Annotated in this window: 13 protein-coding genes; 5 read left to right on the plus strand and 8 right to left on the minus strand. The window is 67.1% G+C overall.

The features are described from left to right. The first annotated feature begins 20 nt into the window (after positions 1-20). Genes AC5LXK_RS21140 through AC5LXK_RS21160 form a run of 5 tightly spaced genes read left to right on the plus strand, consistent with a single transcriptional unit; the run spans position 21 to position 6,005 of the window. Positions 21-1,541 (plus strand): sugar ABC transporter ATP-binding protein, encoded by a 1,521-nt coding sequence (locus tag AC5LXK_RS21140; protein WP_493393402.1) that lies wholly within the window; start codon positions 21-23, stop codon positions 1,539-1,541. Beyond that, positions 1,528-2,535 (plus strand): ABC transporter permease, encoded by a 1,008-nt coding sequence (locus AC5LXK_RS21145; protein WP_493393403.1) that lies wholly within the window; start codon positions 1,528-1,530, stop codon positions 2,533-2,535. The genes AC5LXK_RS21140 and AC5LXK_RS21145 overlap by 14 nt, the downstream gene beginning before the upstream one ends. Before the next feature lie 47 nt (positions 2,536-2,582). Further along, a complete protein-coding gene (locus AC5LXK_RS21150) occupies positions 2,583-3,671 on the plus strand; it encodes an alcohol dehydrogenase catalytic domain-containing protein (RefSeq protein WP_493393404.1) in 1,089 nt (362 codons plus the stop codon). Positions 3,672-3,702: 31 nt separating this feature from the next. Continuing rightward, on the plus strand, positions 3,703-5,250 hold the full coding sequence (locus tag AC5LXK_RS21155) for an FGGY-family carbohydrate kinase (RefSeq protein WP_493393405.1): 1,548 nt from the start codon (positions 3,703-3,705) through the stop codon (positions 5,248-5,250). Further along, positions 5,247-6,005 (plus strand): SDR family oxidoreductase, encoded by a 759-nt coding sequence (locus AC5LXK_RS21160; protein WP_493393406.1) that lies wholly within the window; start codon positions 5,247-5,249, stop codon positions 6,003-6,005. The genes AC5LXK_RS21155 and AC5LXK_RS21160 overlap by 4 nt, the downstream gene beginning before the upstream one ends. A 51-nt stretch (positions 6,006-6,056) precedes the next feature. On the opposite strand, the gene AC5LXK_RS21165 is transcribed toward AC5LXK_RS21160, so the two are convergent. The 8 genes from AC5LXK_RS21165 to AC5LXK_RS21200 all read right to left on the minus strand — a co-directional run bounded on the left by AC5LXK_RS21165 (position 6,057) and on the right by AC5LXK_RS21200 (position 12,315). Beyond that, the gene (locus AC5LXK_RS21165; protein WP_493393407.1) at positions 6,057-6,197 is read right to left on the minus strand and encodes a hypothetical protein; all 141 of its coding nucleotides are present in this window, start codon (positions 6,195-6,197) and stop codon (positions 6,057-6,059) included. A gap of 171 nt (positions 6,198-6,368) precedes the next feature. After that, positions 6,369-6,953, minus strand: coding sequence for a nucleotidyltransferase family protein (locus AC5LXK_RS21170; protein WP_493393408.1), 585 nt, complete (start codon positions 6,951-6,953; stop codon positions 6,369-6,371). Between the two features lie 102 nt (positions 6,954-7,055). Next, positions 7,056-7,694: a M15 family metallopeptidase gene (locus tag AC5LXK_RS21175; protein ID WP_493393409.1), complete on the minus strand. Its 639-nt coding sequence runs from the start codon at positions 7,692-7,694 to the stop codon at positions 7,056-7,058. Positions 7,695-7,880: 186 nt separating this feature from the next. Next, positions 7,881-8,276: a type II toxin-antitoxin system VapC family toxin gene (locus tag AC5LXK_RS21180; protein WP_493394029.1), complete on the minus strand. Its 396-nt coding sequence runs from the start codon at positions 8,274-8,276 to the stop codon at positions 7,881-7,883. Beyond that, positions 8,273-8,512, minus strand: coding sequence for a type II toxin-antitoxin system Phd/YefM family antitoxin (locus AC5LXK_RS21185; protein ID WP_493393410.1), 240 nt, complete (start codon positions 8,510-8,512; stop codon positions 8,273-8,275). Before AC5LXK_RS21185 ends, AC5LXK_RS21180 begins: the two co-directional genes overlap by 4 nt. 120 nt (positions 8,513-8,632) lie before the next feature. Beyond that, complete coding sequence (locus AC5LXK_RS21190) at positions 8,633-9,316, minus strand: Fe2+-dependent dioxygenase (protein ID WP_493393411.1); 684 nt, start codon at positions 9,314-9,316, stop codon at positions 8,633-8,635. Then, a complete protein-coding gene (locus AC5LXK_RS21195; RefSeq protein ID WP_493393412.1) occupies positions 9,313-10,068 on the minus strand; it encodes a tetratricopeptide repeat protein in 756 nt (251 codons plus the stop codon). The genes AC5LXK_RS21190 and AC5LXK_RS21195 overlap by 4 nt, the downstream gene beginning before the upstream one ends. A gap of 3 nt (positions 10,069-10,071) precedes the next feature. After that, complete coding sequence (locus AC5LXK_RS21200; protein ID WP_493393413.1) at positions 10,072-12,315, minus strand: TonB-dependent receptor; 2,244 nt, start codon at positions 12,313-12,315, stop codon at positions 10,072-10,074. Positions 12,316-12,452 lie beyond the last annotated feature (137 nt).

Genomic DNA, 12,452 nt, shown 5'->3' on the forward strand with positions numbered 1-12,452 from the left:
TCCTTCGCACGGAGAAGCCGATGGACACGATACTCAGGCTCAGCCATATCACGAAAAGCTTTCCGGGCGTGAAGGCGCTGTCCGACATTCACCTGGAGATTGGGCGCGGCGAGATCCACGCGCTGCTCGGCGAGAACGGTGCGGGCAAGTCGACGCTGATGAAGATCCTGTGCGGCATTCATCAGCCGGATGCCGGCACGATCGAGATCGACGGCGCCGCGCGCCATTTCGCGGACTATCACGACGCGGTTTCGGCGGGCGTCGGCATCGTGTTCCAGGAATTCAGCCTGATTCCGCACCTCGATGCCGTCGACAACCTGTTCCTCGGCCGCGAGCTGCGCAATCGCTGGGGGGCGCGCGACCGCAAGCGGATGCGCGATGCGGCGGCCGCGATCTTCGCGCGCCTCGGCGTGGCGATCGATCTCGATGCGCCGATTCGCGCGCTGTCGGTCGCGCAGCAGCAGTTCGTCGAGATCGGCAAGGCGCTGTCGCTCGACGCGCACATCCTGATCCTCGACGAGCCGACCGCCACCCTCACGCCGGCGGAAGCCGGGCACCTGTTCGCGATCATGCGCGAGCTGAAGCGGCAGGGCGTCGCGATGATCTTCATCTCGCATCACCTCGACGAGATCTTCGCGGTGTGCGATCGCATCACGGTGCTGCGCGACGGCCAATACGTCGCGACGACCGACGTGGCGCGCACCGACGTCGAGCAACTGGTGCGGATGATGGTCGGCCGCCGGATCGAGAGCAGCTTTCCGCCGAAGCCGGTACTGCCGCCCGACGCGCCGGCCGTGCTCGAAGTCGATGCGCTGCAGATCGAGCGCGACGGCCCGGTGAACCGCTTCACGCTGCGGGCGGGCGAGATCCTCGGCTTCGCCGGGCTCGTCGGCTCGGGCCGCACCGAAACCGCGCTGGCGGTGATCGGCGCGACGCGGGCGCACCGCAAGGACCTGCGCGTGCGCGGCGCGGCGGCGAAGCTTGCCGATCCGGCCGATGCGTTGCGCGCGGGCATCGGCATCCTGCCGGAAAGCCGCAAGACGGAAGGGCTCGTCACGTCGTTCTCGATCCGCGACAACATCTCGCTGAACAACCTCGGCAAGTACCGGTCGATGCGCTGGCTGATCGATCGCCGCGGCGAGGCGCGCACGACGCACGACGTGATGCGGCGCGTCGGCGTGAAGGCGCCGTCGATCCACACCGAGGTCGCGACGCTGTCCGGCGGCAACCAGCAGAAGGTCGTGATCGCGCGCTGGCTGAACCATCACACGTCGGTGCTGATCTTCGACGAGCCGACGCGCGGCATCGACGTCGGCGCGAAAGCCGAAATCTACGGGCTGATGCGCGAACTCACCGCGCGCGGCTACGCCATCATCATGATCTCGTCCGAGCTGCCGGAAATCGTCGGCATGTGCGATCGCGTCGCCGTGTTCCGGCAAGGACGCATCGAGGCGACGCTCGCCGGCGACGAGATCGATCCCGACACGGTCATGACCTATGCCACGGCCGGCACGCGAGGAGCGACCCATGAACCTGCCTGATTCTTCTTCCACACCTTCCACGACGCTCGCGGCCACTACCGGCGATGCACCGCCGCCGCGCGCGATGTGGGCGCAACTGCGGCGCTCGACGCTGTTCTATCCGCTCGTCGGCCTGATCGTCGTGTGCATCGCGATGATGATCGCGAGCCCGAGCTTCCTGTCTGCCGCGAACCTCGAGAACGTGCTGCGCCAGGTGTCGATCAACGCGATCATCGCGGTCGGCATGACCTGCGTGATCCTGACGGGCGGGATCGACCTGTCGGTCGGCTCGGTGATGGCGCTGTCGGGCACGCTTGCGGCCGGGCTGATGGTCGCGGGCGTCAACGCGGTCGCCGCGCTCGCGATCGGCATCGCGGTCGGCCTCGGCTTCGGCTTCCTGAACGGCGTGTTCGTCGCGTTCGCGGGGATGCCGCCGATCATCGTCACGCTCGCGACGATGGGCATCGCGCGCGGCCTCGCGCTGATCTACACGGGCGGCTATCCGATCGACGGGCTGCCCGACTGGGTCGCGTTCTTCGGCAGCGGCAAGGTGCTCGGCATCCAGGCGCCGGTGCTGATCATGCTGGTGGTCTATGCGATCGCGTGGCTGCTGCTCGACCGGATGCCGTTCGGCCGCTACGTGTATGCGATCGGCGGCAACGAACAGGCGACGCGGCTCACCGGCGTGCGCGTCGCGCGCGTGAAGCTGATCGTCTACACGCTGGCCGGCGTCACGTCGGCGCTCGCCGCGATCGTGCTGACGGGCCGGCTGATGAGCGGGCAGCCGAACGCGGGCGTGGGCTTCGAACTCGACGCGATCGCGGCCGTCGTGATGGGCGGCACGTCGATCTCCGGCGGGCGCGGCGCGATCCTCGGCACGCTGGTCGGTGCGCTGCTGCTCGGCGTGCTCAACAACGGGCTGAACATGATCGGCGTGAACCCGTATGTGCAGAACGTGATCAAGGGCGGAATCATCCTGCTCGCGATCTACATCAGCCGCGAGCGGTCGCGGTAACGATTCATTCGATCAGCCATCCCTATCATCAACGAAAGAGACAACTCATGACGACACCCGAAGCCCAGCCGCGGATGACCGCGGTCGTCTGCCACGGCCCCGAGGATTATCGCGTCGAGCAGGTGGCGAAGCCGCGCCCCGGCACGAACGAGCTCGTGATCCGCATTGCCGCATGCGGGATCTGCGCGAGCGACTGCAAGTGCTATACGGGCGCCAAGATGTTCTGGGGCGGACCGAGCCCGTGGGTGAAGGCGCCGGTGATTCCCGGCCACGAATTCTTCGGCTACGTCGAAGCGCTCGGCGAAGGCGCGGCGGAACATTTCGGCGTGGCCATGGGCGATCGCGTGATCGCCGAACAGATCGTGCCGTGCGGCAAGTGCCGCTATTGCAAGTCGGGCCAGTACTGGATGTGCGAAGTGCACAACATCTTCGGCTTCCAGCGCGAAGTCGCCGACGGCGGGATGGCCGAGTACATGCGCATTCCGCCAACGGCGATCGTCCACAAGATCCCGCTCGGCGTGTCGCTCGAAGATGCCGCGATCATCGAGCCGCTGTCATGCGCGATCCATACGGTGAACCGCGGCGACGTCCAGCTCGACGACGTCGTCGTGATCGCGGGCGCCGGCCCGCTCGGGCTGATGATGACGCAGGTCGCGCACCTGAAGACGCCGAAGAAGCTCGTCGTGATCGACCTCATCGACGAACGGCTCGAACTTGCGCGTCAGTACGGCGCCGACGTGACGATCAACCCGAAGCGCGACGATGCGCGCGAGATCGTCCGCGCGCTGACCGACGGCTACGGCTGCGACGTGTACATCGAGACGACGGGCGCGCCGGTCGGCGTGAGCCAGGGGCTCGACCTGATCCGCAAGCTCGGCCGCTTCGTCGAATTCAGCGTGTTCGGCGAGGATGCGACCGTCGACTGGTCGATCATCGGCGACCGCAAGGAGCTCGATGTACGCGGCGCGCACCTTGGGCCCTATTGCTATCCGGTCGCGATTGACCTGCTCGCGCGCGGGCTCGTCACGTCGAAAGGCATCGTCACGCACGGCTTCGCACTCGAGGACTGGGACGACGCGATCCGCGTCGCGAAATCGCCCGAATCGATCAAGGTGCTGCTGACGCCGGCCCGCTGATGCGGCAGGCATGCGCCTCACCGGAGACATCATGGAATACGTGATAGGCGTCGACATCGGCACGCAGAGCACCAAGGCGCTGCTGGTCGACCGGCACGGCACGATCGTCGCACGGCGGTCGGCTGGCTACCAGCCCGATACGCCGCGCCCGCTGTGGGCCGAGCAGTGGCCGCAGGTGTGGTTCGACGCGGTGCGCGAATGCATCGCGGGTTGCGTGAGCGACGCGCGCGCGCAGGGCGTGCCGGCCGATGCGATCCGCGCGGTGTGCGTGAGCAGCCTGTACGGCGGCTCGGGCATCCCGGTCGACATCGACATGCGGCCGCTGCATCCGTGCCTGATCTGGATGGACCGGCGCGCGACCGCGGAAGTCGACTGGGTCAACGAACACGTGAACGTCGAGCGGCTGCGCGTGATCACGGGCAACGGCGTCGACAGCTACTACGGTTTCACCAAGATGCTGTGGCTGCGCGAGCAGCGGCCGGACGTGTGGGCGAACGTGCGCTATTTCCTGCCGCCGAACGCGTACGTGATCTACCTGCTGACCGGCGAGGTCGCGGTCGATCACAGTTCGGCCGGCAACATCGGCGGCGTGTACGACGTCGCGCGTCGCGAGTGGTCCGACGACGCGCTCGACATGCTCGGCATTCCGGCGACGATGATGCCCGAGCTGCTCGTCGATTCGACGGAGATCGTCGGCGGCCTGCTGTCGCAATGGACGGAGCATCTCGGGCTGCCGGCCGGCACGCCCGTTGTCGCGGGCGGCGTCGATGCGGCCGTCGCGACTTTCGCGGCCGGCGCGACGCGCACCGGGCAGCATGTCGCGATGATCGGCACCAGCATGTGCTGGGGCTACGTGAACCGGCACGTCGATGCGCGGCACGGGCTCGTCAGCATGCCGCACGTGTTCAACGGGCAGCGCGACCTGTACGTGTTCGGCGGGGCGATCACGGCCGGCGCGTCGGTCGCGTGGTTTCGCGACCAGTTCTGTCATGCGGAAACCGATGCGGCACGCCTGTTGCCGCACGGCGATCCGCACGTGCTGCTCGAGGAAGCGGCCGAAAGCGTGCCGGCAGGCGCCGATGGCGTGCTGTTCCTGCCGTACCTGATGGGCGAGCGCAGCCCGGTGTGGGACGCGAAGGCGAGCGGGGCGTTCGTCGGGCTGAGTCTCGCGCATACGCGTGCACATCTTTATCGTGCGGTGCTCGAGGGCATCGCGTTCGCGCTGCGACACAACATCGAGGCCGGCCGCCGCGGCGCGGCGGCGCTCGACGACCGGTTGATCGTCGTCGGCGGCGCCGCCCATTCGGCGCTGTGGATGCAGATCATCGCGGACGTGACGGGTTTCCCGGTGTGGACGATCGAGCAGGACGTCGAAGCGGCGATGGGGGCAGCATTGCTCGCGGGCGTCGGAACCGGACTCGTGTCGGACGACGACGCGCAGGGCGGCTGGGTCACGCTCGTCGAGCGCGCGCGGCCCGACGCCGATCGCGCACAAGCGTACGACGCGCGTTTCGCTCTCTACACGGCGCTGTATCCGGCACTCAAGCCGATCATGCACAGGCTGGGCACGTCATCATGAACACACGATTCGATTTCAGCGGCACACGGGTGCTCGTCACGGGCGCATCGAGCGGGATCGGACGCGCGTGCGCGGTCGCACTCGCGCAGGCGGGGGCGCATGTCGTCGCGGCCGGGCGCGACATGGGCGCGCTCGACACGCTCGCCGGCGAGATTGCGTGCGATACGTTGCGCCTGGATGTCGGCGGTGACGAACACGCGATCGATGCCGCACTCGCCGCATACGACGCGTTCGACGGCCTCGTCAATTGCGCGGGCATTGCGTCGCTCGAACCGGCGCTCGATGTCGGCGCCGGACATTTCGATCGCGTGATGGCCGTCAATGCGCGCGGCGCGGCGCTCGTTGCGCGGGCCGTCGCGCGGAAGATGATCGAACGCGACGGGCGCGGCGCGGCGCGCGCACGCGGCAGCATCGTCAACGTATCGAGCCAGGCTGCGCTCGTCGGCCTGCCGGCGCATCTGAGCTATTGCGCGTCGAAGGCGGCGATGGACGCGATCACGCGCGTGCTGTGCATCGAACTCGGGCCGCACGGCATTCGTGTGAACAGCGTGAACCCCACCGTCACGCTCACGCCGATGGCGCAGTTCGCGTGGAGCGAACCGGAGAAGCGCGCGCCGATGCTGGCCGCGATTCCGCTCGGCCGGTTCGCGGAGCCGGACGAGGTCGTCGAGCCGATCCTGTTTTTGCTGAGCGATGCCGCGTCGATGATCAGCGGCGTATCGCTGCCGATCGACGGCGGGTATACGGCGCGTTAGACCGCGTCATGTGGCGGTCGCGCATCGCGGGAAACAGAGGTGCATGCGCGGCTAGATCGGATCCTTGCTCGGCGGTCCGTCGGGCTGCTGCGGGTTGTCGTGATGACCGGGCGGCGACGACATCGGGTCGTCTTCCGGATCGCGGTTCGGGTCGGCCGGTGGCTCGGGCGTCGGGGTTGTGTGGTCGCTCATGGAGAACTCGCGCAGTGCGTGACGGCGGTGGCGCGGCGGGTGCGCCTCGTCTCCGTTATAGGCAATCGGGCGCGCGTTTGCAGCGGGATTCTTGCGGGCGGGTGCCGATCGTCGGCGAAACTCGCCCATTGGCGGTTTTCGTGCGGGATCCCGCCGGCATGTGCGGTCGAATCAGCGCAAATCGGCCGGGGTATCGACGTCACGCAGGATGCCGGGATCGTCGACGTCGAGCAGTTTGACCGGCGCGCTGGCGAACAGCGCGCGGGCGCCGGTGTCGCCGTCGAGCGCGGCGAGCGCATCGAAGTGGTGCGCGGCGAAGCCGACCGGATGGCCGCGCACGCCGCGATGCGCGGGCGCGACGATCGACGCATCGTCGGTTTCGAGTGCGCGCGTGACGGCCTCGTAGGTGGAAGCCGCGATCCACGGCATGTCGCCGAGTGCGACGAGCCAGCCGTTCGAGTCGGGCGTTGCGCGCACGCCGGCGGCGAGGCTCGCGCCCATGCCGCGCAATGCGTCGGGTGCATACACGACCTGGCAGCCGGCTTCGTTCAGCAGAATCGCGAGTTTTTCGGCGCCGGGGCGGACGACGGCGATCACGTCGGCCGTGGCTGCCGCGAGATGGCGGGCGGCAGCGACCGCGACCGGCGTGCCGTCGGGAAGCAGCGCGAGCAGCTTGCTGTGCAGGCCGCTCGGGTCGAAGCGTTGACCAAGGCCGCCGGCGAGCAGGACGCCGGTGGCGAGTGACGCATAGGACATCGGCGCGGGGGGAGTGAGACAGGTGCAGCGATTGTGCGGGAGCACGGGGGGATCGGCAAGTGAGGATGTTACCGAGTTACGCCCGTCGAGCCGGAAAACCTGTCATCGCGATGTTGCGTCGAGCATGCTTTCCTCGACGGGACCGTAAATTGCGTGCGATTCGTTCCGGACGACGGCCCAATAGCGGTCGCCGAACGACCAGTGCCACCATTCGGACGGGTAATTCGTGAAACCGGCGCCGGTCAGTGCGTTGCTCAGTACCTGGCGGTTGCGTGCGGCGGCGCGGCTGATGAACGCGTTGTGCATGTAGCACGCGCCGGACGATTCCTGGTCGGTGGCGTCGAGCATGCACCCCATGGCGAGTTCGGTGCCGTCGGCGGCAATCAACGTCAGGTCGACAGCCGCGCCGGTCGGGTGGCCCGCGACTTCGGGCGGTGCGACATAGTGGCTCGCGAGTTCGTAAAGCGCATCGTCGGACGGCAGCGGATTCAGCGTTTCGCGTAATTGCGCCAGATGGCCGGTGAAGTAGGCGCGCTGGAGCGCGAGCGGGCGATAGCCTTCCTTGACGTACAGTCGCAGGCCGGCCGGGAGCGTGCGCGCGGCGGCAGCCAGCCGCTCGGCGACACCGCGGCGCACCTTCAGGAAATGCGGGCTCGTGTTTTCGACGACGTTGCGGGTGAGGTCGACGGCGATGCGTTCATCGCAGGTGGCGAGATCGACGAACCCTTCGTGCGACTCCATCAGGGCGATCGACCGGACTGCGGGATCGGAGAGCGGTATCACGGTAACGGGCAAGTGGCGCGACGAAGGTTGCGGGCCACGTGCCGATGCGGTGAGGCGGCCGTGGTCGTTTTTGTCAGATGAATCGCCAATATGCCAGAGTCGGGCGAAGGATGTGCGGCGGTTGGGCCCGTGTGCGGGCGGTGCTTACCAGAGGGTCTTCACGTGTGCGTACGCGCGGATTTTCTCGTCGCGGGTGACGAGCTGCGCTCCGAGCCGCCGCGCGGTCGCAACGATCATGCGGTCAGCCGGATCCTTGTGGAACGTGCCGGGCAGGTCGGCGGATTTCGCGGCGATGTCGGCATCGACGGCCACGAAGCGCATGCCGTCGATTTGCGCGACGGTGGCGAGCCATGCATCGACATCCATCGTCAGTGCGAGGCGGTCGTTGCGCACCAGCATCGCAATTTCCCATGCGGAGATTGCGGAGGCGGCGAGCACGCCTTCGCTCCGCGCGCGATCGATCGCGCTTCGCGCTTTCTTGCTGAGCAATGCGTCGCCCGCCACCCACCACACCAATGCATGCGTATCCAGCACGATCACCGCGACGCCTCCCATTCATCTTCCGCAATCGGATCGAGAGGATTGTCGTAGCGCATGACCGAGCCGCGCAATATGTCCAACGGCTGAGCTTCGCGTGCGTGATACGGCCGGATCTCGAGCGTCGGCTTGCCGTGATCGGTGACGATCAGGCTTTCGCCCGACGCCTCGACGAGCCGGAAGTATTCGAGCGCGCGAGCCTTGAATTCGGATTTCGAAACGGGAGCGTGCGGCATCATGATGTGAGCATGGTCATTTGACGATGGTCATTTTAGACCCGCATTTCGATGCGGCGCAAGCGCCGGGCGGCCCGGGCGGCCAACGCGTGCTGCCGGAAAGGTCGGCGTTACCGATTCACGCTACGCATCCGCCCACTTCCTCAGCAGGTTGTGATAAATCCCGGTCAGCGAAATGACCATCGGATCCTTCGCGCCTTTTTCCGCGGAAAGCGCCTGGATCTGCGTATCGAGCTGGAACAGCAGCGTGCGGTCGCCGTCGTCGCGCACCATGCTCTGGATCCAGAAGAACGACGCGACGCGCTCGCCGCGTGTGACCGGCGTTACGTGATGCAGGCTCGATGCCGGATACAGCACGAGATCGCCCGCCGGCAGCTTCGCGCGATGCACGCCATAGGTATCCTCGATACACAGCTCGCCGCCGTCGTACGCATCGGGTGCTTCGAGAAACAGCGTGGCGGACAGATCGCTGCGCACGCGGAAATCCGTGCCGCGCAGCAGCCGGATCGCGTTGTCGACGTGCGTGTCGAACGTCTCGCCGCCTGCATAGCGATTGAACAGCGGCGGAAACACCTTCAACGGCAGCGCAGCCGAGAAGAACAGCGGATTGCGTGCGAGCGCATCCTGGATCGCGTCGCCGACGGTACGCGCGACGGGCGAGCCTTCCGGCAATTGCCGGTTGCGTTTCGCGAGCGCCGACTGCGCGCCGGACGTCGCGTTGCCGTCGACCCATTCGGCGGCATCGAGCAGGTCGCGGCATTGCGCGACCTGCTCGTTGGTCAGTACACCGGGGATGTGAAGCATCATGATGCGGATTCCATTGCGTGCGGCGCCAGCTGCATGGCTGCCGCGCGAAACGCGTCGACCGGCGACGACACGAGATACGCGCGCATCTTCGCGACGAACGCGGGTGTCGCGGTGGCCGGCACCCGCGCGAGCCAGCCGAGCGCTTCGTCGATGCGCCCGCGCTCGGCGAGCAGCCGCGCATAGTTGAACTGGCCGCGGAAGTCGCCGGCAACGGCCGCACGGCGATAGTGGTCGAACGCGGCATCGACATCGACGGCGACGACCCAGCCATCCTCGTAGAAGCCGCCGATCAGGTTGATCGATTTCGCATGGCCGAGCGCGGCCGCGCGGCGAAACCAGTCGAGCGCGTCGGCGCGGTTCTCGTCGGCGCCGTTGCCGAGCGCGAGTGCCGTCGCGTAGTTGTACATGCCCCAGTCGAGCCCCGCCTGCGCGGCGAGCCGGTACCAGTAAACGGCGACCGGCGCGCAGGCGGCCGTGCCCCAGCCGAACTCGTAGCAGCGACCGAGCATGTTCATCGCCATCGGGTGGCCGGCTCGCGCCGCGTGGCGGAACCAGTTGAACGCGGCGGCCGGATCGCGCGCGACGCCATGCCCGTCGAGCAGGTATTGCCCGTAGACGGCCTGCGCGTCGACGATGCCGTTGTCGGCCGCCGCCGCGACCCACGCGGCGGCGCGCTCGGGCGGCCCGGCCAGGATGTCGGCGAACTCGCGCGGCGAAACCGACGCGAGCGCCTTCAGCGACACGGCCTCCATCGATCAGTAGCGCGCGTTCAGCGTCAGGAACGCCGAGCGGCCCGGCGCGATCGACGCATAGTGCGCCGGGTACGCCTGATCGAAGTACGTGCGGTTGAACAGGTTGTTCACGTTCAGCTGCAGGTCGAGCTTCTTGTTGATCCGGTACTGCGCCATCGCGTCGAAACGCCAGTACGACGGCACGGCGCGCAGGTTCGCGGGATCGCCGAAGACTTCCGACATGTAGAACGCGCCGCCGCCGACCGTGAATTTCGGCGTCACGTCGTAGTTCGACCACATCGTGAGGCTGTGCTTCGGCGTGTTCGGGAAGCGGTTGCCGTTGTTCGCGCTGTCCTTGCCGTTGTCGCGCAGCTGGCTCTTCATGTACGTGTAGCCGCCGAACACCTGCCACTGCTTCGTGATCTGGCCGGCAACGCCGAGCTCGAGACCCTGCACGCGCTTGTTGCCGACCATCGCGTACTGGTTGTTCGGCAGCGTGACGCGCGCGTTCGTCGTGTCGATCTGGAACAGCGCGGCCGTCAGCGACAGCTTGTCGTTCAGCACGTTCCACTTCGTGCCGAGTTCGATGGCGCGGTTCTTTTCCGGCGACAGCTGGTCGGCGTTCGAGCCGACGCCGCCGCGGCCCGGCGTGAGCGACTGCGTTTCGCTGCCTTCGCCGAGCATCATGCCGGCCGGCGTCGACGACGTCGCATACGATGCGTAGATGCTGCCGTTCTGCGCGGGCTTGAACACGAGGCCGGCCTGCCAGTTCACGAGCGTGTCGTCGCGCGTGGTGGTTTTGCCGCCGTTCGCCCGGGTGTCGGTGAAGCGGGTGGAGTAGTCGTCGACGCGCACGCCGGCGTTGACCTGCCAGCGCGGCGTGATCTCGATCGTGTCGAAGCCGTAGATCGATTTCGTCGTGGTGCGTGCATGCGCATAGTCGTTGTTGCGCGTGATCGAGCCGGCCCACGGATCGTTCGGGTTCGGCGACCAGAGGCTCGTGCAGTTGTAGCCCGACGCGGCGCCGATGCCTTTCTGGCAGATCTTGCCGGTGTCGGTCGCGACCGTGTACGAATCGCGCTTGCCCCATTCGCGCGACAGCTCGATGCCGGTCGTGAAGCTGTGCTTGAACGGGCCCGTGCGGAATTCGCCGAACAGCTCGGTCAGGTTCGCGAGGCTGTTGATCGAGCTGTTGCGGTTGTTGTTGCGGCGCCAGACCTTGCCGTTCACCACGTTGCCCTGGCTGTCGTCCGGCTGCGTCCAGATGTAGTCCTGCGTCGATTCCGTGTAGCGCGTGGTGTTGCGGATCGTCAGCGACGACGTGATGTCGTGTTCGATCTTGATCGTGCTGATGTCCGACGTGGTCTTGCGGAAATCGCGGTCGATCAGGCCGTAGAAGTTGTGGCGGTCGACGGGTGCCGGATAGATCGTGCCGACGTTCGCAGGCTTGTTCGACGTCGTGTAGAAGTACGGGATGCCGCCGTCGGGCATGTCGTCCGTCGACAGGTGGTAGTAGCTCGCGGTCACGCGCGTCGGCGTGCCGAGACCGAACGCGATCGACGGCGCGACGCCCCAGCGCTCGTTGTTGACGGCGTCGCGGCCGGCGACGTCGTTGTTGTGGCTCATCAGGTTCAGGCGGAACGCGGCGTGATCGGCGAACTGCCAGTTGCCGTCGGCCGTGAAGCGGCGATAGCGGTCGGTGCCGAGGCCCGCGCTGGCCGCCGCCGTCGTGCCGAGGTGCGGGGCCTTCGTGATCAGGTTGATGCTGCCGCCGGCGCCGCCGCGGCCGCCGTACGCGCCGTCGGAACCCTTGGTGATCTCGACGCGTTCGGTGTTGAAGATCTCGCGCGTGGTGGCGCCCGTGTCGCGCATGCCGTCGACGAACATGCTGCCCTGCGTGTCGTAGCCGCGGATGAACGGACGGTCGCCGAGCGGGTTGCCGCCTTCGCCGGCGCCGAACGTGATGCCGGGCACGGTGCGCAGCGCTTCGGTGAGCGTCGACGCGCCGCTGCTCTGGATCAGTTCCTGCGGGATCACGGTGACGGATTTCGGCGTGTCGACGAGCGGCGCGGTGAATTTCGCGGAAGCGGAAAAATCGGCCTTGTAGCTGTGCTCGGTCTTGCCCTGGATCTCGATTGGCGCGAGATGGCCTTCGGTGCTGGCGGGCGCTGCGGGAGGCGTACCGTCGGCGAACGCGGGGCTCGCGGCGAGCACGCTGCACAGGGTGGTGAATTTACCGAGCTTCAACTCGTCGGGACGGGATTTCATGGTGCGCTTCGACCTCGCGATGTGGCCCCGGAGGCGGTGTGCTACGGAAAGGTGCATGCCGCCGGGAATTATTACGATTTGTTTTCAGGCGGCATTCTATGTAATTTCATGTTAAATGAGAAGCGTTCTTGTTATCG

The organism is Burkholderia pulmonis, assembly GCF_984667975.1.